The sequence below is a fragment of the Actinomadura rugatobispora genome (assembly GCF_055379765.1).
In genome coordinates, this window is the sequence record NZ_AP029191.1 from 1385864 (window position 1) to 1408025 (window position 22162).

Sequence of the window (22162 nt, forward strand, 5' to 3'; positions counted from 1 at the left end):
GCGTTCACGGCGAGGGTGGTGATGTCGGCGCGGAAGGCTCGTACGGAAGGCACCCGGCATGGCGAACGAAGCGATCCCGTTCAGGCGGGTGGGGCCCCTCGGCCTGGCGGCGCGGGTGCGGCCGCTGCTCACCGAGGCCGCCCTGCTGCTGGCCCTGTTCGCCGTGTACAAGCGGCGGCGGACGGCCTCGCCAACCAGTACGCCGCGATGCCCTCGCTGCACATCGGCTGGGCGCTGCTGGTCGTGCTGGCCGTGCTGCGGGTGTCGCGCAGCCCGTGGCGCTGGGTGGTGGCCCTGCACGCGCCCGCGACGGTGCTGGTGGTGGTCGTCACCGCCAACCACTACTGGCTGGACGGGATGGTGGCCGCGGCGCTCCTCGGCGGCGCCGTGGCCGTGGCCGCCCTCGGGCGTCCCCGCGCCGCGGCACGGGTTCCCGGGCGGGTGCCGGCCGGGCCGGAATAAGGAAAAATCGGTCGGCATGGGTCCAGATGCGAGCGCGTACCTCCTTCCGATGACGACCACCGCCGACGAGGCCGGCCGGGACGCCGCCGTGGCGCTGCTGCCGGTGGGCAGTTTCGAGCAGCACGGGCCGTACCTGCCGCTGGCCACCGACACCGTGATCGCCTGCACGCTCGCCCGGGAGATCGCGGCCGTCCACCCGGTCCGGACGCTGCCGCCGGTGACGATCTCCTGCTCGCACGAGCACGCGGCCTGGCCCGGGACGGTGAGCGTCTCGGCCGCGACGCTGTACGCGGTCGTCCGGGACGTGGCGGAGTCGCTGCGCCGGGCCGGGGTGCCCAAGCTGGTCCTGGTGAACGGGCACGGCGGCAACTACGTGCTGGGGAACCTCGTGCAGGAGGCCGGCGGCGACATGGCCCTGTTCCCCGGCGTGCAGGACTGGGCGGACGCGGTGACCGCCGCCGGGATCCGCACGTCCGTCGACGAGGACATGCACGCCGGGGAGATCGAGACCTCGATCCTGCTGCACGCCCATCCCGAGCTGGTGCTGCCGGGGTACGAGACGGGCGACGTGGTGGCCGGCGACCGGCGGCACCTGCTCACCCTGGGACTGGACGAGTACACCGACTCGGGGGTCGTCGGGCGTCCGTCACTGGCCTCCTCCCGTAAGGGCCGGGACCTTCTCGGTGCGCTCGTCACGGCGTTCGGGGACCACCTGCGCGCCCTCGACCGCTAGCGCCGGGGCGGCGCGGGGGGCGCGGAGGGCGGGGAGGGCCCGGACGGCGAGCACGGCGGCGCCGGGAAGGCTGGAGACGAGCGTGAGCGCCCCGTACACCACGGCGACGGCCAGGCCCTGACCGGCGCCGAGCCCGGCGGCGCCGAACGCCAGCGCCATGGTGGCCTCGCGCGGCCCCCAGCCGCCGACGTTCAGCGGCAGGCCCATCGCCAGCAGCGCCAGCACGACCAGCGGGAGGAGCCGGGTGAGCGGCGCGTCCGCCCCGGCGACGCGGGCCGCGACCAGGAACAGGGAGATGTGGCCCGCGAACCCGGCGGCGGACAGCAGCACGATCCCCGGCCAGGTGTCGCGGCCGAGCAGGACGCGGCGGGCGTCGGCCGTGGCCGCGGAGAGCGCGCGCCCCAGTCGGCCGCGGGCGAGGACGACGACGGCCGCGACGGCGAGACCGCCCGCCGCGACGACGGCGGCCGGGCCGAGGAGGCCGGGGGCCATGGCGGCGAGCAGCGCGGGCTGGGCGAGCAGCACGGCGGCCCCGGCCACGATGACGACGATCAGGCCGGCGAGGCGTTCCAGGACGACGGCGCGCACGGCCCGGCCGACGTCGCCGGCGTCGCGGCCGTGGCTGACCGCGCGGTGCACGTCGCCGAGCACCCCGGCGGGCAGCACCGCGTTCAGGAACAGCGCCCGGTAGTAGTCGGCGACGGCGGCGCCGCACGGCAGCCGCAGGCCCAGGCGGCGCGCGACCAGCCGCCAGCGCAGGGCGCTGAACACGGTGGTCAGCAGGCCGACGCCGAGCGCGGCCGCGACCGAGCCGGCGGTGATCGAACCGAGCGCGGCGACGAAGGCGTCGGCGCTGTGCCACCAGATGAGCGCGCCGATGATGGCGGCCCCGGCGAGCGTGCGCAGCCAGGGACCGTACCCGGCCCGCCCGCGGCCCGCCCGCCGGCGAGGGGACGCGTCGCCGCCCGCGACCTCGTCCGCCCCCGTCGTGGCGGTCTCGCCGTGCGCGAGGGCCCTCGCGCGCCTGACCCGCGCCGTGCGCGCCGTGCGCGTCGCGTGCGTCGCGTGCGTCGCGTGCGCGAGCCGCGCGGCGGGGAGGAGGGTGTCCATGCCGTCGCTCCGTCCGGTCATGACGCCTCACCTCCGCCGGACGCGGGCAGTGCGAGGAGGTCGCGGTGGTGGACGACGACGCTCAGGTTCCCGGCGGCGCACGCGTCGAGGCGGCGCCGCAGATACTCCTCACCGGGCAGATCGGGCTCCTGCTCGCAGGCGGCGGCGACCCAGCCGCGCAGCCATTCGGCGGCCAGCGCGGCCTGGCCGGGGCCGAGCCGCCACGGGCTGGGGCCGGTGCGGACGGTGGCGCCGCGGCGCCCGAAGGCCCCGGCGGCGGCGGTGACGGCGTCCGGTCCGAGGAGGCGGCGGCCTCCGGTGGAGCGGCGCTGGTGGTCGTTGAAGGCGGCGGTGATCACGGTGTCCAGGGGGTCGTAGGGATGCAGGGTGACCCGTCCGACGACGCTGAGGGTCAGCAGGGCGGGGCAGCCCGCCCCGGTGACCGCGGCGGCGAGATCGTCCACCTCGTCGAAGGTGAGGAGGTCGAGCAGCGCGGAGGCGGTCACCAGGGAGGTGGTCCCGGCCAGGTCGGCGGCGGTCAGCGCGGTGACGTCGCCCTCGCGCGCCTCGGCCGGGAGGGACGGGGGCAGGCTCGCGCGGGCGCGGGCGAGGAGGCCGGGGTCGCGGTCGTGCAGGATCCAGCGCTGCGGGAAGGGCAGCCGCCCGGCGAGCCAGCGGGCCTGCGCGCCGGTCCCGCAGCCGAGGTCGCGGACGACCAGGGGCGCGGCCGCGGCCGTGCGGGCCAGGTGCGCGCGCAGCGGGGCCAGCAGTTCGGCGGCGCGGGCGCCGGCGTCGGCGGGCTCGCGCAGCGCCAGCCAGTCGGGGGTGAAGCGGGCCGCGTCCGGAAGGTTCACCGGGCCTCCCTCAGGCCGGGGCCGTCCGCCACGGGGGCGCGGAGGCCGTCCAGGACGGCGGCGAGGCGGCGCGCGGTGCCGTCCCAGGCGGGGAGCGTCTCGCGGCGGGCCAGGGCCGCACCGCGCAGGCGGTGGCGCAGCTCGGCGTCGTCGAGCCAGCGGCCCAGCGCGGACGCCAGCTCGCCGACGTCCCGCGGCGGCACGAGCAGCCCGGGGATCTCGCCGCCGGGCGCCCGTCCCAGGGTGCCCGGCACGCCGCCGACGGAGGTGGCCAGCACCGGAAGGCCGCGGGCCAGCGCCTCGGCCACGACCATGCCGTAGGTCTCGGCGCGGGACGGCAGCACGACCAGGTCGGCGGCGGCGTACGCCTCGTCCAGCGCCGCCCCGCCCAGCGGCCCGGCGACGTGGACGCGGCGGCCGAGGCCGTACTCGCGCACGAGCCCGGCGATCCGGTCGGCGTGGGCGCGGTCGCGGCGCAGCGGCCCGACGAACTCGCAGGTCCAGGGCCGGTCCGACACCGTCGCGAGCGCCTCGACCAGCAGGTCGTGGCCCTTGCGCGGGGTCAGCGACGCCACGCACAGCAGCCGCGTCCCCTCCCCGCCGGAGGGCGCGAGCGGCGCGGGGTCGGTGCCCGGTTCGGCGACGTGCAGCCGGGCCGGGTCGAGGCCGTGGTGCCGGATCAGGCGGCGGGACGCCCACGGGCTGGTGGTGACGACGGCGGCGGCCGCGCGCAGCGTCGCCCGCTCCCGCTCGTCCAGGTCGGAGGGGCCCGGCTCGTCGGCCAGCGGCAGGTGCACCAGGACGGCCAGCGCCAGCCGCCGCGCCTCCGGCACGACGACCTCCGGGACGCCGCAGGCCACGAGCCCGTCCAGCAGCACCGCGGACCCGTCGGGCAGCGCGGCGAGGGCGCGGGCCAGCGCGTCGCGGGCCGTGCCGTCCGGCAGCGGCCAGGCGCCCGGGACGGCGGTCTCCCGCACGGTCCGCCCGGCGGCGGCCAGGCGTTCGCAGACGCGCCGGTCGTAGACGTTGCCGCCGCTGGGCACGGACGGGTCGTCCACGTCGCCGGGCAGCACGATGTGAATGTCGCGCGGGTGGATCTCCCGCAACGCCGTCACAGCGTGCACTCGTAACTCGCCCACGCGACGTGCGACTCGTGCAGGGTGACGGTGAGTCCCGCCAGCCCGTGGGCGTGCTCGCCCAGGGCGCCCGCGCGGATCCGCTCCACGAGCCGGTCGGCGACGACCTTGGCGAGGAACTCGGTCGAGGTGTTGACCCCGGCGAAGTCGGCCACGTCGTCGAGGTTGCGGTAGTTGAACTCCGCGAGGACGGCGCCCAGCTCGCGGATGGCCAGCCCGATGTCGACCACGAGCCCGTCGGGGTCCAGCTCGGGCCGGCGGAACGCCGCGTCGACCAGGTACGTCGCGCCGTGCAGTCGCTGCGCGGGTCCGAAGACCTCGCCGCTGAAGCTGTGCGCGATCATGAAGTGGTCACGGACGGTGACGCTGAACAAGGGCGGCCTCCTCGACCGGTGCGTAGACGATGCGGTGGCACAGCGCCGGCAGGTCGCCGGACGCGAGCCGGGGCAGCACGCGGGGCAGGTCGGCGAAGCCGCTCTCCCCGGTGACGAGCGCGTCGAACCGGGGGTCGGCCAGCAGCCGCAGCGCCAGCTCCATCCGGTCGGCGTGGGTGCGGCGCGACCGGCGGGCCGGGGACACCGCGCCGACCTGGCTGGCCCGCACGGTCAGCCGCCGGGAGTGGAAGAACTCCCCCAGCGGGACGCGCACCGCCCGGTCCCCGTACCAGCTCAGCTCGATGACCTCGCCCTCGTCGGCGAGCAGTTCCAGCGAGCGGGCCAGCCCCGCCTCGGTGGCGCTGGCGTGCACGACCAGGTCGCATCCGCCGGCGGCGTCGCCGGGCGGGGCGAATCCGACGCCGAGCGCCCGCGCGACCTCGGCGCGGGACGGGTCGGCGTCGACCAGCTGCACCCGGGCGCCGGGGATCCCGGCGAGCACGGCCGCGACCGCGCACCCGACCATCCCGCCGCCGACGACCGCGATCCGGTCGCCGACCAGCGGCGCCGCGTCCCACACGGCGTTCACGGCGGTCTCCACGGTGCCGGCCAGGATGGCGCGGCCGGGCGGCACGTCGTCGGGCACGGGCGTGACGGCCGCGGCCGGGACGACGTACCGGGTCTGGTGCGGGTAGAGGCAGAAGACGGTGCGGCCGAGCAGGTGCGGCAGCCCCTCCTCCACCACGCCGACGTTGAGGTAGCCGTACTTGACCGGTCCCGGGAAGTCGCCCTCCTGGAACGGGGCGCGCATGGCCTCGTGCTGGCTCGCCGGGACGCCGCCGCGGAAGACCAGCGCCTCGGTCCCCCGGCTCACCCCCGAAAAAAGCGTACGAACTAGGACATCTTTCGGCCCACGTTCGGCCATTTCCACAGAATTGATCTCACCACGGCCGGGTTCACGTACCCAGAAGGCGAGTGCAGCCGTACGTTCCATCGTCGTCCCTCCCGGACGGCCGTTCCCCTGGGAGTACGGTTCCAGGCGATCCCGAAAGGACGACGAACCGACGTGATGATCACTCCGCTGGCCTGGCTGGCCGGGGCCCTGTACGCGGTCGCCCTCTGGGCGATCCTCCACCGCTGCAGGCGCGGCCCGTTCGGCCCCGCCGACCGCGTCACCCTGGCCCGCGCCGTCCTCACCGGCGTCGTGACGGCACTGGTGGTGGACGGCTCGGCCGTCGCGGCGCTGACCGCCGTGGCCGCCGTCGCCCTGGCGCTGGACTGGGTGGACGGGCAGGTCGCCCGCCGCACCGGAACCGTCTCCTCCTTCGGCGCCCGCTTCGACATGGAGACCGACGCGTTCCTGGTCCTGGTGCTGAGCGTGCACGTCGCCGCGTCCCTCGGCGCGTGGGTGCCGGCGATCGGCGCGATGCGGTACGCGTTCGTCGCCGCGTCCTGGTCGCTGCCGTGGCTGCGCGGGCCGCTGCCGCCCAGCTTCGCCCGCAAGACCGTCGCGGCGGTCCAGGGCATCGTGCTGGTCGCGGCCGGATCGGGCGCGCTGCCCGGTCCCGTCGCGGTGGCCGCGGTCGTCGCCGCGCTGGCCGCGCTGCTGTGGTCGTTCGGCCGCGACATCGCGGGGCTGTGGCGCGACGCGCACGCGCCCGCCACCGGCGAGGCCGCCAAGCGCGCCGGACGCGCCGGACGCGCCGGGCGCGCCGGGCGCGGCGGTGAGAAGGTCGCCGAGCAGGTCGCGGCGCCCTGAGGGCCCGCCGCTCACGCCGACCCGCTCGCCTCGCCCAGCCGGGCGCCCGGGAAGGCGTCGAGCTGCGGCAGGTCGTGGCCGAGCCGGTCCCGCTTGGCGGTGAGGTAGGCGACGTTGTCGTCGCTGGCCTTCACCAGCAGCGGGACCCGCGCGGCCACCTCGATCCCGCACGCCTCCAGCGCGCCCACCTTGTCGGGGTTGTTCGTCATCAGCCGCACCGGGCCGATCCCCAGATGCCGCAGCACCCGCGCGGCCGGGCCGTAGTCCCGGACGTCCACCGGCAGGCCCAGCGCGGTCGCCGAGTCGACGGTGTCCAGGCCCTGCTCGTCCTGCAGGATGTGGGTGCGCACCTTCGCGACCAGCCCGATCCCGCGTCCCTCGTGGCCGCGCAGGTAGACCAGCACTCCGGCGCCCTCGCGGACGATCGCGTCCAGGGCCGCGCCGAGCTGGTCACCGCACTCGCAGCGCGTCGCCCCGAAGATGTCTCCTGTCATGCACTCCGAATGCACCCGCACCAGGGCGCTGTCGCGCGCCCCCGGTTCGCCCCGTACCAGGGCCATGTGCTCGTTGCCGTCCACCGGATCGCGGAACGCCACGGCCCGGAAGGTTCCCCTCCGGGTCACGAGCTCGGCCTCCGCGATGTCCTCGTAGCCAATGGCGTGGTCGCGCATCTTCCCCCTCGTCACCGTCGGTACCTCACCACTGGTACGTAACGGTCCGCCTGCTCGGTTGCGCCGAACCACACATAATTGACGACTCGGGGGACATGGGGGAACTCGGGCACGCCAGAGCCGGGTGGGCCGTGCGGAAAACCGTGCGGGAAACGGTGCCGGAAACGGGCCCACCCGGCGGTCGCGGGGACGTGCCGCCCGGTCAGCCGAGCCGGGCGCCCACGTGCAGGGCGAGGGCGGTCATGCTCGGGACGTTCGCGGTGAACGTGCCGTCGGCGGCGACCGTGACGACGTGGGACGGCGCGCACGTCCCGGCGGACGGGTCGTGCCCGCCCCCGATCACGTCGCAGTACCGTCCGGCGGGCAGCCGGGTCCGGAACATGCGGTTCCAGCCGGTGCCCTCGTCGCGGTTGATGACGACGTAGCCCCGGTCGCCCCGGCTGAACGCGATCTTGTTGCCGGGTCCGCCCTCCGCGTAGTCGGTGTACCAGTCCTGCTCGGGGGCGTCGTCGGCCTTGTTGACGGGCGCGCCGCCGACCGCGTTGCGGAAGCCGACCATGTCGGCCATCTCGCTGGAGCGGTGCTCGCAGACCCACTCGGTGCCGTTGCAGGACACGTCCTTGGTCGTGCCGCCGCCGTAGGTGGGCGGGCTGGTGTCGCGCTGGGTGAACGCGAAGCTGGACATCACCAGCGGGGTGCCGTAGTCCCAGCCGAGCATGAACACGTTGGCCAGCCGGTAGGCGGCGCCGTTCTTGTAGGTGAGGATGCGGCGGCCGGAGAGGGCGTCGCGCTGGCTGTCGTGGTTGTCGACCATCACGACGGCCTTGCCGCCGGGCTCCATGTCCTCGCCCCAGTTGTTCGGGAAGGCGTGCAACTGGTGGAGGCGGTTTCCGGCGTCGGAGGTCGTCCAGAACTTCTGCGAGATGAAGTTCATCGCCTGGACCTCCTTGAGGTCGCCGTTGCCGCGGTACTCCGACGGCTTCACCGGCTCGCCGGCCCCGTACAGGACCTCCTGGTAGACGTACGGGTCGCGGGTGCCGTCCGCGGGGAAGGCGGGGTCGGCGGCGATCTGCCCGCGCATCTCGCCGAGGATGGCGGCGATGTCGGCGGCGGGCATGTGCTTGGCGGCGTCGATGCGGAAGCCGTCCACGCCGAGCGAGGCCAGGTCCTTGAGGTAGCGGCCGAGGCGGGGGCGGACGTAGCCGGCGTCGTCGGTGCGGAGGTCGGCGAGGCTCGCGAGTTCGCAGTTCTGCACCTCCCAGCGGTCGCCGTAGTTCGCGATGTCGCGGCGGCAGGTGTGGAAGTCGGCGTCGGAGAAGGTGCCGGGGTAGGTGTACTTGCCGGGGAAGGACGTCCCGGCGCTGCCGGTGCCGCTCGAACTTCCGGTGGTGTGGTTGATGACGGCGTCCGCGAAGATCTTCACGCCCGAGGCGTGGCAGCGCCGGATCATGTCGCGGAACGCGGTGGCGTCGCCGCGGCGGGTGGTGAGCGTCGCGAAACCGGGGCCCGGGTAGCCGACCGGCTGGTAGTCCTGCCACCACGGGTAGCCGCCCTGACCGGCGTTCGGCAGGACGATGTGCTCCTGCGGCGGCGAGACCTGGACGGCGCCGAACCCCTTCGGGCCGAGGAAGGTCTCGCACTCCTTCGCCACGTCGGCCCACTTCCACTGGAAGAGCTGGACCATGACGGTCCGGTCGCCGGGCGGAGCGGCCGCGGTGGGGGGAGCGGCCGCGGCGGGCGCGGCGGCGGTGGTGGGCGCCATGGCGGCGGCCGCCAGCACGACGGCGGACGCGGCGGCCTTGCGGCGCGTTCTGGATCTCGATCCCATCTGCGTGCCTCCTGTACGGGTGGGGCGGGGGTCCCCCGAGGGCGTGGTCACGGCAGGAGTCGTTCCGTGTGCCGGATGGTTACAGCCGATGGCGCCTCTTGCAAGACTTCAGCAAGAAATTGCAGCCAAATACCACCCGCCCCCTCCCCAATGGCCCCAGAGACCCCACCCACGGCGCCGAGACGCGGTCGAGATAACGGTCCGGCCACGATCCTGCAGAAAGTTTCTGCAAGGGATTTACCGGTTTGCAAGAACGTTGCTACGGTCCCGGCACACCAGGCGCCCACTTCGAGGAGGACCCCATGCGGCGCACCCCCCTGGCCTGCGCGTTCGCCGGACTCACGCTCACCCTGGCCGCGTGCGGCGGAGGCGACGGCGGCCCGTCCGAGGGCGACGGCAAGGCCGCGGCCGGCGCCCCGCTCACCGGCCGCGGCCCGATCACCCTGGCCACGGGCAAGGACCGCTCCGGCAACATGCAGAAGATGGTGGACGCCTGGAACCGGGCCCATCCCGACCAGCAGGCCCGCGTCATCGAGCTGCCCGACGAGCCCAACGACCAGCGCCAGCAGATGATCCAGAACGCCACCACCAGGTCCGACGCCTACTCCATCCTCAACCTCGACGTGGTGTGGACCGCCGAGTTCGCCGCCAACCGGTGGCTGGCGCAGCTGCCCGAAGGCCCCGGCGGCCTCGACACCTCCAAGCTGCTGCCCGCCACCGTCACCACCGGCGAGTACCGCGGCCGCCTGTTCGCGATGCCGCTGACCTCCGACGCCGGCCTCCTCTACTACCGCACCGACCTGCTGGAGAAGGCGGGCGTCGCCGACCCGCCCAGCACGTGGCAGGCGATGTGGGCCGCCTGCGACAAGGTGAAGGCGCTGCCCGAGGGCAAGGGCGTCGACTGCTTCCTCACCGAGGTCGGCAAGACCGAGGGCCTCACCGTCTCCACCGCCGAGGCGATCAACAGCGCGGGCGGGACGATCGTCGGGCCCGACGGCCGTCCGACCGTGAACACCCCGCAGGCCAAGGCCGGGCTCGACTTCCTGGTGAAGGCGGTCAAGGACGGCCGGATGCCCAAGGCCGCGCTCACCCTGGACGGCGAGGGCGGGCGCCGCCACTTCCAGGCGGGCAAGGTGCTCTTCCACCGGCAGTGGCCGTACCAGTACGACCTGGCGAACAAGACCGACGGCTCGTCCAAGGTCGCGGGCAGGTTCGGGGTCGCGCCGATCCCGGGCCCGAACGGCCCCGGAGCCGCCAACCTGGGCGGCCACAACTACGCGATCTCCGCGTTCGCCAAGAACAAGGCGACCGCGCTCGACTTCATCAAGTACATGGCCGACGGCGCCCAGCAGAAGGCGAACTCGCTGGCCACCTCGCAGGCCCCCACCGTCGCGGCGCTCTACGACGACCCCGACATGGTGAAGAAGTACGCCTTCCTGCCGACGCTGAAGACCGCGATCGAGAAGGCGAAGTCGCGCCCGTCGGCGGTGAAGTACGGCGACGTCACCTCCGCGATCCAGGGCGCGGTGTACGACGCGCTCGGCGGCAGGACGTCCACCGGCCAGGCCCTGACCGGCCTCCAGTCCAAGCTGGGGCAGCTCACCACGGCGCAGTGATCGGTGATGGCGCGCAGAGAGATGAGGCGGATGGCCGCGTCCCCTGAGACGGAGCAGGCCCCGCACCGGACGACGCCCGGGAGCCCCGGCACGCCCCGCAGTCCTCGGAAGCCCAGGAAGGACGTGTCGGGTTCGCGCCGGCTGGCCGCGCTGCTGCTGTCGCCGACGCTGCTGGTGCTGGCGCTCGTGGTCGGCTACCCGGTGGTCGCCGGGTTCCGCGAGTCGCTGTTCACCCGCGGCCAGAGCCTGGACGCCGACGGCTTCGTGGTCGAGGGCGAGCGGTTCGCCGGCCTGGACAACTACACCGCGGTCTTCGCCGGGGAGCGCTCCGACGCGTTCTGGAACGCCTTCTCCAACACCACGTTCTTCACCGTCACCACCGTGACGCTGGAGACGGTGATCGGGGTCTGCATGGCGCTGATCATGGCGTGGGCGTTCCGCGGCCGCGGCCTGGTGCGGGCCAGCGTGCTGGTGCCGTGGGCGATCCCGACCGCGATCTCCGGGCTGCTGTGGCGCTGGATCTTCCAGGCGGACGGGGCGTTCAACGCGGTCATCCGGCACCAGGTGCTGTGGACCGCCGACGGCTTCGCCTCCAAGCTGGCCGTCGTGATCGCCGAGGTGTGGAAGACCTCGCCGTTCATCGGGCTGCTGGTGCTGGCCGGGCTGCAGCTGATCCCCCGGGACGTGTACGAGGCGGCCCGGGTGGACGGCGCGGGCGCGTTCCAGCGGTTCTGGCGGATCACGCTGCCGCTGGTGAAGCCGGCGCTGCTGGTCGCGGTGCTGTTCCGGATGCTGGACGTGCTGCGCATGTTCGACCTGCCGGCGGTGCTGATCGGCGTCAACAAGAAGTCCGTGGAGACGCTCACGATGATCTCCTGGTTCGAGGCGAACAACCTGCGGTACGGCTCGGCCGCCGCCTACGCCACGATCCTGTTCGTCTACATCGCGGTGATCTCCTACCTGTTCGTGAAGCTGCTCGGTGCCGACATCATCGGCGAGGCCCGGCAGCAGACCCGCGGCGCCAAGAAGAGGAGGCGGGCCGCATGACCGCCGCCGTCACCGCACCGCCGCCGCGGGCGCGGGCCCGCCGGGCGCGCCGTCTCCTGCCGTACGCCGGCATCGCGGCCGTGGTGCTGTACTGCCTGGTCCCGTTCTACTGGATGGTCGTGTCGGCGTTCCGGCGGCCGCAGGACCAGTTCGACAACTCGATCGTCCCGGTCCGCTGGTCGCTGGAGAACTTCGGCGCGGTGTTCGGCGGCGGGAACGGCTTCGGCCGGGCGCTGGTGAACAGCTTCGTGGTCGCCGGGGCGACCACCGCGCTGACCCTGGTGATCGGCGTGTTCACCGCCTACGCGCTGGCCCGGCTGGACTTCCCGTTCAAGAACGCGATCCTGGGGATCATCATCGGGACGACCATGTTCCCGGGCATCTCCCAGCTGATCCCGCTGCTGAAGCTGTTCACCGACATCGAGTGGATCAACACCTACCAGGCGATGGTGCTGCCCAGCCTGGGGTTCGCGCTGCCGCTCACGGTGTGGCTGCTGACCGCCTTCTTCCGGCAGCTGCCGTTCGAGCTGGAGCAGGCCGCGATGGTGGACGGCTGCGGCCGCGGCCAGGCGTTCCGGAAGATCATCGTGCCGCTGGCCGCGCCCGGGGTGTTCACCACCGCCATCATCACGTTCCTCACCACGTGGAACGAGTTCATCATTGCGCTGTCGGTGGTGAACGAGAAGGAGATGCAGACGGCGACCGTGGCGATCTCCAAGTTCACCGGGGTCTCCGGGTTCGACCAGCCGTTCGGCACCCAGATGGCGGCCGGGGTGATCGTCACCGTGCCGCTGGTCGTGGTGGTGCTGATATTCCAGCGCCGGATCGTGGCGGGTCTCGCGGCCGGCGGCGTGAAGTAGAAAAGGACACCTTGACCTCCTCCCCTCGTCAACGAGAAGGATTTCAACCCGTGGCCTCAGGAGAGGAGGACAGGTTGGGGTTCGCGGTTCGTCCGCTCCGGCGACCCGGGGCGTCCCCGCGCAGCGACGGCCGGTCCGGCCGCCGTGCCCACCAGCGTGCAGAGGAGTCTGGTCTCGTGGGGGCGGCCCACTTACGCGACGACCGCACGACCTGGTGCGGCTTGACGCCGACCTGCCGGAACCCCTCGTGCACCCCGTGCCTGCGCCAGGTCGGACGGCGGTGAGTGCCGGCGAAGAAGTTGCCCATCGCCTGCGCGAAATCACGCAGCGCCTGCTGCTGCACCGTCTGCGACCCCGCCCGCAACCACCCGAACTCGGCACGAGCCTCGGTCAACTGCCGGGACTGCTCGCCGTAGCCGGGCGCCCCGCATCGCCGGTGCCGGGACCAGAAACCGTGCTGCTCCACCGCAAGGTTCCACACGTACCGCGCGTGCGCGCAATGCGAGAGCATGACTTGCTCCTGCTCAGGCGTCGGGGCCAGGCGGTAACGCGACACGCGAGGATCGTAGCGTGAACACTCGAACACAGGAACGAGAACGTGCTGGATAGTGCCTGGTCAACCGACATTCGCCCCCGGGGAGCGAGTCTCCTTTCCCTGCTTTGTTCCGCAGGGGTCCGCTTCCTCCCCGGCCTCAAGGCCGGGGTTTCCTCGGAGGTCCTTTGATGACGCAGAACATCGCCGACGTCACGCCCGCCGCCGAGGGCCCGCGCGAGCCGCGGGCCCGGTGGTGGCGTGACGCGGTCATCTACCAGGTGTACGTCCGCAGCTTCGCCGACTCCGACGGGGACGGCATCGGCGACCTGGCCGGGGTGCGCGCGCGGCTGCCCCATCTGGCCGAGCTGGGCGTGGACGCGGTGTGGCTGACGCCGTTCTACACCTCCCCGATGGCCGACTTCGGCTACGACGTCGCGGACTACCGGGACGTGGACCCGATCTTCGGAACGCTGGAGGACGCCCGCGCGCTCGTCCGGGACGCGCACGGGCTCGGGCTGCGGGTCATCGTGGACGTCGTCCCCAACCACACCTCCGACCGGCACGCCTGGTTCCGGGCCGCGCTGGAGGCGGCGCCGGGCGCCCCCGAACGGGACCGCTACATCGTCCGCGACGGCCGCGGCGAGGGCGGGGAGCTGCCGCCCAACGACTGGGAGTCGGTGTTCGGCGGCCCCGCCTGGACGCGCCTGCCGGACGGGCAGTGGTACCTGCACCTGTTCGCCCCCGAGCAGCCGGACCTGAACTGGGAGAACGCCGAGGTCCGCGCCGAGTTCGAGGACGTGCTGCGGTTCTGGCTCGACCTGGGCGTGGACGGCTTCCGGGTGGACGTGGCGCACGGCATGGTCAAGGCGCCCGGCCTGCCGGACGTGGGCTTCGCCGACCAGGTGAGGATGCTGGGCCGTACCGTGCTGCCGTACTTCGACCAGGACGGCGTGCACGAGATCCACCGGTCGTGGCGCCGCCTGCTGGACTCCTACGGCGGCGAGCGGATCGCCGTTGCGGAGGCGTGGGCGCCGACGCAGGACCGCCTCGCGCTGTACGTGCGCCCGGACGAGCTGCACCAGGCGTTCAACTTCCACTACCTGACCGTGGACTGGGACGCGCGCGCCAAGCGGGAGGTGATCGACGCGTCGCTGCTCACCGCCGGGCAGGTGGGCGCGCCGTCGACCTGGGTGCTGTCCAACCACGACGTGAAGCGGCACGTCACCCGGTACGGGGACGGCGAGGTGGGCCTGCGGCGGGCGCGGGCGGCGGCGCTGCTGATGCTGGCGCTGCCCGGCTCGGCCTACATCTACCAGGGCGAGGAGCTGGGCCTGAACGAGGTCCTGGACCTGCCGGAGGAGTACCTGCAGGATCCGCAGCGGGCCCGCGACCCGGAGTCGGGCCGGGACGGCTGCCGGGTGCCGCTGCCGTGGTCGGGTGAGGAGCCGCCCTTCGGTTTCACTCCGGGCGGGTCGAGCTGGCTGCCGATGCCGCCGGAGTGGGCCGGGCTCACGGTCGAGCGGCAGTCGCGGGACCCCGAGTCGATGCTCGCGCTCTACCGGGCGGCGCTGCGGCTCCGGCGCGAGCATCCGGCGCTCGGGGACGGGGCGCTGCGCTGGCTGGTCGGCCCGCCCGGCACGCTGGTCTTCTCCCGCGAGGGCGGCGGGCGGCGGATCACCTGCGCGGTGAACGTGAGCGGGCGAACCGCCCGGATCCCCTCCTACGGCCGTCCGCTGCTCGCCAGTGGACCGGTCCGGCCGGACGGCGAGTGCCTGGTCCTTCCGCCCGACACCGCCGTATGGTGCGAAGTCACGGACACGGGCGCGCAGAGCGGGGACGGGTAAGTTTATGGCCATGACGATGCGCCTGGCCGACATCGCCGCCCACGCGGGGGTGAGCGAGGCGACGGTGAGCCGCGTGCTCAACGGCCGGCCGGGCGTGGCGGCCGCCACCCGGCAGGCGGTGCTCACCGCGCTGGACGTGCTGGGCTACGAGCGGCCGGCGCGGCTGCGGCAGCAGCGGGCGGGGCTGATCGGGCTGATCGTGCCCGAGCTGAGCAATCCGATCTTCCCGGCGTTCGCCCAGGTCATCGAGAGCGCGCTCGCGCTGGCGGGCTACACGGCGGTGCTGTGCACGCAGACCCCGGGCGGCATCACCGAGGACGACTACACCGAGCTGCTGCTGGAGCGCGGGGTGTCGGGCATCGTGTTCGTGAACGGCCTGCACGCCGACTCCCGCTCCGACCGGGCCCGGTACGCCCGGCTGCTCGACCGGGGGCTGCCGATCGTGCTGATCAACGGCTACCGCCCCGACATCGAGGCGCCGTTCATCTCCAACGACGACGTCGCCTCGCTGGAGATGGCGGTGGCGCATCTGGCCTCTCTCGGCCACCGGCGGATCGGGCTGGCGATGGGCCAGGACCGGTTCGTGCCCTCGATCCGCAAGACCGAGGGGTTCCGCCGGGGGATGGCCGAGCATCTCGGGATCACCGAGGTCGACGATCTGGTCGCCAACACGCTGTTCACCGTGGAGGGCGGGCAGGCGGCGGTGCAGCGGCTGCTGGACCGCGGCTGCACCGCCATCTGCTGCGGCAGCGACATCATCGCGATCGGGGCGATCCGGGGGGCGCGGCAGCGGCATCTGCGGGTGCCGGAGGACGTGTCGATCGTGGGGTTCGACGACTCGCCGATGACCGCCTACCTGGACCCGCCCCTGACCACGGTGCGCCAGCCGGTGCGGGAGATGGGGCTGGCGGCGGTGAGCACGCTGCTGGAGGAGATCGGCGGCACGAAGGTGCCCAGCACCGAGCTGCTGTACCGGCCCGAACTGGTCGTGCGGCGCTCGACCGCACCGGTCGCGGCCCACCTGTCGGTGGCCGCCGAAGGCTGACCACGCGGCACCGTGACCGCGTGGCCGCAGGGCGGTGTGCGGCCACGCGGTCTGCTCTTCCGTCCGGACGGTTTCGGGGCGGAGGGCCGCTCCTCGTGCACCCCGCGCACACGAGGAGCGGCCCTCCGCCCCCTCTGGGAGGACGTCCGGCGCGGCTGGGGAGGTACGGTCCGCCGCGCCGGCGCCCGAGGCCCGGCCAGTATGAGATCTGCATGGGAGCGCTCCCATATCAGAGCTTCACTCCTTCCGCGCCCGCTGTCAACACCGGCCGGACGGCTCGCGGGGCGGCGAGATAACGGTTGTGTTGCGGGCCATTGACAAGTCCATGACGCGGCGGCTTCGCTTCGTGGGAGCGCTCCCATGCGGAGGCCGCCCGGCCGGTTCGGCGTCCGCGCACACCCATCCCATTTACCCGGCACGACCTGAGAGGGGTCGGAATGAGGGTCACCAAGCGAGGCGGACGCAGGACCGCTGCCAGGACCGCGATCGCCGCGCTGCTGGCCGGCGTCCTGGCCGCCGCCTCCGCCTGCGGCGGCGGGGACGACGGCGACAGCGCCTCCGGGCCGGTCGAGCTGACCGTCGACGTGTTCGGCGAGTTCGGCTACGAGCAGCTCTACAAGCAGTACGAGCAGTCGCACCCCGGCGTGAAGATCCGGCAGCGGAAGGTCTCCACGCTGGACGACTACAAGCCGCGGCTGCAGCAGTGGATCGCCACCAACAGCGGGGCCGGGGACGTGGTCGCGCTGGAGGAGGGCATCCTGCCCACCTACATGGAGCAGCCTGGCAAGTTCGTGAACCTCTTCGACCACGGCGGACGGGACCTGCAGCAGAACTTCCTGCCCTGGAAGTGGCAGATGGGGCTCAGCCCCGACGGCAAGCAGCTGGTCGGGCTCGGCAGCGACATCGGCCCGCTGGCCATGTGCTACCGCAAGGACCTGTTCGAGAAGGCCGGGCTGCCCACCGAGCGCGGCGAGGTCGGCAAGCTGTGGCCGACGTGGGACGCCTTCCTGACGACCGGGCAGAAGTTCCAGCGGGAGGTCCCCGGCACCAAGTGGCTGGACGGGCCGACCGCGATCCTGCGCGCCACCGTCCTGCAGAACGCCGGGGCGGGGCCGGGCTACAGCTACTTCGACAAGAGCAACAACCTGGCCTTCGAGACCAACCCCGCGGTGAAACAGGCGTTCGACACCGCGCTGAAGTTCGCCCAGGCGAAGATGACCGCCGACATGGCGATCTTCACCCCGCCGTGGCAGACCGCGCTCAAGCGCGACTCCTTCGCGACCGTGCCGTGCCCGTCGTGGATGCTCGGCGGCATCGAGGAGTTCTCCGCCGGCTTCGGCAAGGGCAAGTGGGACGTGGCGTCGGTGCCCGGCGGCGGCGGCTACTGGGGCGGCTCGTGGCTGGCGGTGCCCAAGCAGTCCAAGCACCAGAAGGAGGCCGCCGAGCTGGCCAAGTTCCTGAGCTCGCCGCAGGGCCAGATCGGGGCGTTCAAGGACAAGAACACCTTCCCGTCCTCGCCGCAGGCCGCGCAGGACCCGGCGGTCGCCGGGGCCACCAACGCCTACTTCAGCAACGCGCCCACCGGCAAGCTGTTCGGTGAGATGGCCGCGCAGGTCAAGCCGGTGCACCTCGGGCCGAAGAACGAGGACGTCCGGCAGGCCGTGGAGAACATCCTGATCGCGGTCGGCCAGGGCGAGGTCAAGCCCGAGGAGGCCTGGACGCAGGCGGTCGACGCCGCCAAGAAGGCCGCCAGGTAACCACCCCTCCCCCCGCGCCGCCGGTCCGTGGCGCCTCCCCGTTCGCCGTTCGGCGGACGCGCCACGGACCGGCGCGAACCCCGGAAGGAGGCGCATGAGCGTCTCTGTGCGTCCCGCCGGCACGGCCGAGGCACCGCCTCCGGCCAAGGGCGGCGCGCCGCGCCGCGGCTGGCGGTCCCGGCTGGCCCGGCTCGACGTGAAGGCCTCGCCCTACCTGTTCATCTCGCCGTTCTACCTGGTCTTCATCCTCTTCGGGCTCTTCCCGCTGCTCTACACGCTGTGGGTGTCGCTGCACGAGTGGGGGCTGGCCTCCGGCACCCGCGAGTGGGCCGGGCTGGAGAACTTCCGCTACCTGCTCACCGACGGCGACTTCTGGCATGCCACGGTCAACACGATCGGGATCTTCGTCGTGGCGACCGTCCCGCAGCTGCTCATCGCGCTGTTCGTCGCCAACGCCCTCGCCCGGCGGATGCGGGCGAGCACGCTGTTCCGGATCGGGATGGTGGCCCCGCTGGTCACCTCCACCGCCGCGGTCGCGATCGTGTTCACGCAGATGTTCGACCGCGACTTCGGCATGATCAACTGGGCGCTGGACCTGGTGGGCCTGGACGCGATCGACTGGCAGGCGAGCCGGTACTGGTCCTGGCTGGCGATCGCGGTGATGGTCGACTGGCGGTGGACCGGCTACAACGCGCTGATCTACCTGGCCGCGATGCAGGCGATCCCCAGGGACCTGTACGAGGCGGCGGCGATCGACGGCGCGTCCCGGGCCCGGCAGTTCTGGCGGATCACGGTGCCGCTGCTGCAGCCGACGATCATCTTCACCGTCATCATCGCCACGATCGGCGGGCTGCAGCTGTTCACCGAGCCGGTGCTGTTCGGCGCCGGCGGCGGCATCACCAACAGGATGGACGGCGGCTCGCTGGGCCAGTTCCAGACGATCACGATGTACATGTACGACAACGCCTTCACCGACGACCGCTACGGCTACGGAGCCACGGTGGCCTGGGCGCTGTTCCTGCTGATCATCGTGTTCTCCCTGCTCAACTTCCTGTTCGTGCGGCGTACGGGGGGCACCCGATGACCACACTGATCACCTCCCCCGCCGGGAAGGGCCCCGGGCGGCGCCGGAACGGCGGCCACGGCCGGCTCCGCGGCCTGTGGGAGGCCAGCCCGCTCACCTACGTGACGCTGGTCGTGGCGGTGGCGCTGTCGATCTTCCCGATCTACTGGATGATCGTGGTGGCGACCCGGACGAACGAGGTGGTGGCGGACGTCCCGCCGCCGCTGGTGCCCGGCGGCAACCTGGGCGACAACGTGGGCCGGCTGTTCGACAACCCCGACGCCTACTTCGCGCAGGGCCTGCTGAACTCGGCGATCGTCGCGTCGGCGGTGACGGTGTCGACGGTGTTCTTCGCCTCGCTCGCCGGGTTCGCGTTCGCCAAGCTGCGCTTCCGCGGCAAGAACGCGCTGCTGCTGACGATCATCGCGACCATGATGATCCCGGTCCAGATGGGCATCATCCCGCTCTACATGATCATGGTGGAGCTGGGCTGGCAGAACAGCCTCCAGGCGGTCATCGTCCCGTTCCTGGTCACCGGGTTCGGGGTGTTCATGATGCGGCAGTACGCCCAGCAGGCGGTGCCCGACGAGCTGATCGAGGCCGCGCGCGTGGACGGCTGCACGACCTTCGGCATCTACTGGCGGGTCGTGCTGCCGGCGCTGCGGCCGGCGGCGGGCGTGCTGGGGCTGTTCACGTTCATGCAGACCTGGAACGAGTTCATGTGGCCGCTGGCGGTGCTCAACCCCGAGAACCCGACCGTGCAGCTGTCCATCAACAACCTGGCCAACGCCCACTTCAAGGACTACACCCTCATGTTCGCCGGGACGACCGTGGCGATCCTGCCGCTGCTGGTCGTGTTCATCGTGTTCGGCCGCCAGATCATCGGCGGAATCATGGAAGGTGCGATCAAGGCGTGACCTCTCCCACTCAGAGCGACAGGCAGCAGGGCGACGGGCAGCATGACGACGAGAGGGCCCCGGCCGCGGCCCTGGCGTTCCCGGCCGGTTTCCGCTGGGGCGCCGCGACCGCCGCGTACCAGATCGAGGGCGCGGCGGCCGAGGACGGGCGCGGGCCCTCCGTCTGGGACACCTTCTGCCGGACCCCGGGGAAGGTGCTGGGCGGCGACACCGGCGACGTGGCGGTCGACCACTACCACCGGTTCCGGGACGACGTGGCGCTGATGTCCGAGCTCGGGCTGACCGCCTACCGGTTCTCGATCTCCTGGTCCCGGGTGCAGCCGGACGGGTCGGGGCGGCTCAACCAGGCCGGTCTGGACTTCTACCGGCGGCTGGTGGACGTCCTGCTGGAGGCGGGCATCGAGCCGTGGCCGACCCTCTACCACTGGGACCTGCCGCAGGCGCTGGAGGACGCGGGCGGCTGGCCCGAGCGCGACACCGCGTTCCGGTTCGCCGACTACGCCGGCCACGTGCACGCGGCGCTGGGCGACCGGGTGTCGCAGTGGATGACGATCAACGAGCCGTGGTGCGCGGCGTTCCTCGGCTACGCCTCGGGCGAGCACGCGCCCGGCCGCCGGGAGCCGGCCGCGGCGCTGCGGGCGGCGCACCACCTGATGCTGGGGCACGGCGCGGCGGTGCGGGCGATGCGGGCCCGGCACCCCGGGCACCGGTTCGGCGCGGCCGTCAACCTGTACGCGATCTCCGCGGCGAGCGGGGCGGACCGGGACCTGGACGCGGCGCGGCGGGTCGACGGGATGCAGAACCGGTTCTTCCTCGACCCGCTGCTGCGCGGCTCGTACCCGGCGGACGTCCTCACCGACCTGGAGGAGCTGGACTTCGACGCGTGCGTGCGGGACGGCGACCTGGCCACGATCAACCAGCCGATCGACCAGCTCGGCGTCAACTACTACTCGCGGTTCACGGTGACCGGCGACACCGAGGTGACCGGGCAGGCGGTGTCGTCGCCGTTCTCCACCCACTCGCCGTGGGTGGGCAGCGAGTTCGTGCGGTTCGTCGACGGCGGCCGCCCGGTCACCGGGATGGGCTGGGAGATCGACGAGGGCGGGCTGCACGAGGTGCTGACCCGGCTGCACCGCGACTACCCGCCGGTCGACCTCTACATCACCGAGAACGGCGCGGGCTACGACGAGGCCCTCGACGGCGAGGGGGCGGTGCGCGACGAGGGCCGGATCGCCTACATCGACGCGCATCTGCGCGCCGCGCACGCCTCGATCGCCGGCGGAGTTCCGCTACGCGGCTATTTCACCTGGTCGCTGCTGGATAATTTCGAGTGGTCGTGGGGGTACTCCAAGCGCTTCGGGCTGGTCCACGTGGACTACGCCACCCAGCGCCGGGTGCCCAAGGACAGCGCGCGCTGGTACGCGGGCGTGATCCGGGCGGGCGGACTGCCGGATCGCCGCTGAGCGGGCGCGCGGCGGCGGGTGCGGGTCAGGGCGGAAGGGGCGAGGGGCGCGATGCGGGCGATGGGCAGGCGAGGGTGGTGAGGCGTGTCTCGGGCCGCCCCACGCTGGAGGAGGTGGCGGCCCGGGCCGGGGTCGGCCGGGGCACCGTCTCGCGGGTGGTCAACGGTTCGCCGCGGGTGAGCGCGGAGGCCCGGGAGGCGGTGCTGGCGGCGATCGACGAGCTGGGCTACGTCCCCAACCGGGCCGCCCGGACGCTGGTGACCCGGCGCACCGACACGGTGGCGCTGGTGGTGGCCGAGTCCGAGCAGCGGATCTTCGACGAGCCGTTCTTCGCCGGGATCATCCGCGGGATCAGCCCGGAGCTGAACGACACCGGGCTGCAGCTCCTGCTGGCCCTGGCCCGCTCCCCCGACGAGTACGCCCGGCTGGAGAACTACCTGACCGGGCAGCACGTGGACGGGGTGCTGCTGACCTCGCTGCACGGCGACGACCCGCTGCCCGCCAAGCTGGAGGCGGGCGGGGTGCCGACGGTGCTGGGCGGCCGGCCGCCGGGGCTGACGCCGGTGTCGTACGTGGACGTCGACAACCGCGACGGCGCCCGGCAGGCCGTCGAGCACCTGCTGCGGCGGGGCCGGCGCCGGATCGCGACGATCGCCGGCCCGCAGGACATGGGCGTGGGCGTGGACCGGCTGGCCGGGTACCGGGAGGCGCTGGCCGGGGCGGGGCTGCCCGAGCTGGTGGTGTACGGCGACTTCAGCGAGGCCAGCGGGGTCGCGGCGGCGGCGGAGCTGCTGGAGCTCGATCCGGAGCTGGACGCGGTGTTCGCCGCCGACGACCCGATGGCGCTGGGCGCGATGCGGGTGCTGAAGAAGCGGGGGCGGCGGATCCCCGAGGACGTGTCGGTGATCGGGTTCGAGGACTCGGCCAGCGCCCCGATCGCCGATCCGCCGCTGACGACCGTGCACCAGTCGGTGGAGGAGATGGGGCGGCGGATGGCCCGGCTGCTGATCTCCCGGATCCAGGGCGAGGCCGTGGCCGATCCCGTGGTGATCCTGCAGCCCCATCTGGTGGTGCGGGAGAGCGCCTGA

Annotated in this window: 21 protein-coding genes; 13 read left to right on the forward strand and 8 right to left on the reverse strand. The window is 73.1% G+C overall.

Annotated elements, in window-relative coordinates:
- Window positions 1–21: 21 nt before the first annotated feature.
- Together ACZ466_RS05590 and ACZ466_RS05595 are read left to right on the forward strand one after the other, a co-directional pair.
- Window positions 22–462 carry a phosphatase PAP2 family protein gene (locus ACZ466_RS05590; RefSeq protein ID WP_378284480.1) on the forward strand — a complete coding sequence of 147 codons (441 nt, stop codon included), beginning with the start codon at window positions 22–24 and terminating at the stop codon, window positions 460–462.
- A 49-nt stretch (window positions 463–511) separates the two neighbouring features.
- The gene (locus ACZ466_RS05595; RefSeq protein ID WP_378284409.1) at window positions 512–1195 is read left to right on the forward strand and encodes a creatininase family protein; all 684 of its coding nucleotides are present in this window, start codon (window positions 512–514) and stop codon (window positions 1193–1195) included.
- Here the strand turns inward: ACZ466_RS05595 and ACZ466_RS05600 are convergent.
- The 5 genes from ACZ466_RS05600 to ACZ466_RS05620 are packed head-to-tail and all read right to left on the reverse strand — an operon-like array spanning window position 1109 to window position 5663.
- Window positions 1109–2326, reverse strand: coding sequence for a lysylphosphatidylglycerol synthase transmembrane domain-containing protein (locus ACZ466_RS05600; protein ID WP_378284408.1), 1218 nt, complete (start codon window positions 2324–2326; stop codon window positions 1109–1111). The two genes, ACZ466_RS05595 and ACZ466_RS05600, sit on opposite strands and share 87 nt — an antisense overlap.
- The gene (locus ACZ466_RS05605) at window positions 2323–3159 is read right to left on the reverse strand and encodes a class I SAM-dependent methyltransferase (RefSeq protein ID WP_378284407.1); all 837 of its coding nucleotides are present in this window, start codon (window positions 3157–3159) and stop codon (window positions 2323–2325) included. The genes ACZ466_RS05600 and ACZ466_RS05605 overlap by 4 nt, the downstream gene beginning before the upstream one ends.
- A complete protein-coding gene (locus ACZ466_RS05610; RefSeq protein WP_378284406.1) occupies window positions 3156–4283 on the reverse strand; it encodes a glycosyltransferase family 4 protein in 1128 nt (375 codons plus the stop codon). Before ACZ466_RS05610 ends, ACZ466_RS05605 begins: the two co-directional genes overlap by 4 nt.
- Window positions 4271–4669, reverse strand: a complete 399-nt coding sequence (locus ACZ466_RS05615) for a 6-pyruvoyl trahydropterin synthase family protein (protein WP_378284405.1) — start codon at window positions 4667–4669, stop codon at window positions 4271–4273. The genes ACZ466_RS05610 and ACZ466_RS05615 overlap by 13 nt, the downstream gene beginning before the upstream one ends.
- Window positions 4647–5663 carry a zinc-dependent alcohol dehydrogenase gene (locus tag ACZ466_RS05620; RefSeq protein ID WP_378284404.1) on the reverse strand — a complete coding sequence of 339 codons (1017 nt, stop codon included), beginning with the start codon at window positions 5661–5663 and terminating at the stop codon, window positions 4647–4649. The genes ACZ466_RS05615 and ACZ466_RS05620 overlap by 23 nt, the downstream gene beginning before the upstream one ends.
- A gap of 75 nt (window positions 5664–5738) precedes the next feature.
- Here ACZ466_RS05620 and ACZ466_RS05625 point away from each other — a divergent pair, with 75 nt between their 5' ends.
- Window positions 5739–6428 (forward strand): CDP-alcohol phosphatidyltransferase family protein, encoded by a 690-nt coding sequence (locus ACZ466_RS05625; RefSeq protein WP_378284479.1) that lies wholly within the window; start codon window positions 5739–5741, stop codon window positions 6426–6428.
- 11 nt (window positions 6429–6439) lie between these two features.
- Here the strand turns inward: ACZ466_RS05625 and ACZ466_RS05630 are convergent, their stop codons facing one another.
- Window positions 6440–7099, reverse strand: a complete 660-nt coding sequence (locus ACZ466_RS05630; protein WP_378284477.1) for a GTP cyclohydrolase II — start codon at window positions 7097–7099, stop codon at window positions 6440–6442.
- Between the two features lie 202 nt (window positions 7100–7301).
- Window positions 7302–8927, reverse strand: a complete 1626-nt coding sequence (locus ACZ466_RS05635; protein WP_378284403.1) for an alpha-amylase — start codon at window positions 8925–8927, stop codon at window positions 7302–7304.
- Window positions 8928–9229: 302 nt separating this feature from the next.
- Between ACZ466_RS05635 and ACZ466_RS05640 the strand changes: the two genes are divergently transcribed.
- From ACZ466_RS05640 to ACZ466_RS05650, 3 genes are all read left to right on the forward strand, one after another.
- Entirely contained in the window at window positions 9230–10543 is a 1314-nt protein-coding gene (locus ACZ466_RS05640) for an ABC transporter substrate-binding protein (RefSeq protein ID WP_378284402.1), read from the forward strand.
- A 123-nt stretch (window positions 10544–10666) separates the two neighbouring features.
- Window positions 10667–11590 (forward strand): carbohydrate ABC transporter permease, encoded by a 924-nt coding sequence (locus tag ACZ466_RS05645; RefSeq protein ID WP_378284401.1) that lies wholly within the window; start codon window positions 10667–10669, stop codon window positions 11588–11590.
- The gene (locus ACZ466_RS05650) at window positions 11587–12450 is read left to right on the forward strand and encodes a carbohydrate ABC transporter permease (RefSeq protein WP_378284400.1); all 864 of its coding nucleotides are present in this window, start codon (window positions 11587–11589) and stop codon (window positions 12448–12450) included. Before ACZ466_RS05645 ends, ACZ466_RS05650 begins: the two co-directional genes overlap by 4 nt.
- A gap of 43 nt (window positions 12451–12493) precedes the next feature.
- Here the strand turns inward: ACZ466_RS05650 and ACZ466_RS05655 are convergent, their stop codons facing one another.
- Window positions 12494–13006, reverse strand: coding sequence for a helix-turn-helix domain-containing protein (locus ACZ466_RS05655; protein ID WP_378284399.1), 513 nt, complete (start codon window positions 13004–13006; stop codon window positions 12494–12496).
- 167 nt (window positions 13007–13173) lie between these two features.
- Between ACZ466_RS05655 and ACZ466_RS05660 the strand changes: the two genes are divergently transcribed.
- The 7 genes from ACZ466_RS05660 to ACZ466_RS05690 all read left to right on the forward strand — a co-directional run bounded on the left by ACZ466_RS05660 (window position 13174) and on the right by ACZ466_RS05690 (window position 22162).
- Window positions 13174–14829: a glycoside hydrolase family 13 protein gene (locus ACZ466_RS05660; protein ID WP_378284398.1), complete on the forward strand. Its 1656-nt coding sequence runs from the start codon at window positions 13174–13176 to the stop codon at window positions 14827–14829.
- 10 nt (window positions 14830–14839) lie between these two features.
- On the forward strand, window positions 14840–15874 hold the full coding sequence (locus ACZ466_RS05665) for a LacI family DNA-binding transcriptional regulator (protein WP_378284397.1): 1035 nt from the start codon (window positions 14840–14842) through the stop codon (window positions 15872–15874).
- A gap of 437 nt (window positions 15875–16311) precedes the next feature.
- Window positions 16312–17631, forward strand: coding sequence for an ABC transporter substrate-binding protein (locus ACZ466_RS05670; RefSeq protein ID WP_378284396.1), 1320 nt, complete (start codon window positions 16312–16314; stop codon window positions 17629–17631).
- A 94-nt stretch (window positions 17632–17725) separates the two neighbouring features.
- A complete protein-coding gene (locus ACZ466_RS05675; RefSeq protein WP_378284395.1) occupies window positions 17726–18715 on the forward strand; it encodes a carbohydrate ABC transporter permease in 990 nt (329 codons plus the stop codon).
- Window positions 18712–19611 carry a carbohydrate ABC transporter permease gene (locus ACZ466_RS05680; protein ID WP_378284394.1) on the forward strand — a complete coding sequence of 300 codons (900 nt, stop codon included), beginning with the start codon at window positions 18712–18714 and terminating at the stop codon, window positions 19609–19611. The genes ACZ466_RS05675 and ACZ466_RS05680 overlap by 4 nt, the downstream gene beginning before the upstream one ends.
- Before the next feature lie 71 nt (window positions 19612–19682).
- Entirely contained in the window at window positions 19683–21074 is a 1392-nt protein-coding gene (locus tag ACZ466_RS05685) for a GH1 family beta-glucosidase (protein WP_378284476.1), read from the forward strand.
- 77 nt (window positions 21075–21151) lie between these two features.
- Window positions 21152–22162: a LacI family DNA-binding transcriptional regulator gene (locus ACZ466_RS05690; protein ID WP_378284393.1), complete on the forward strand. Its 1011-nt coding sequence runs from the start codon at window positions 21152–21154 to the stop codon at window positions 22160–22162.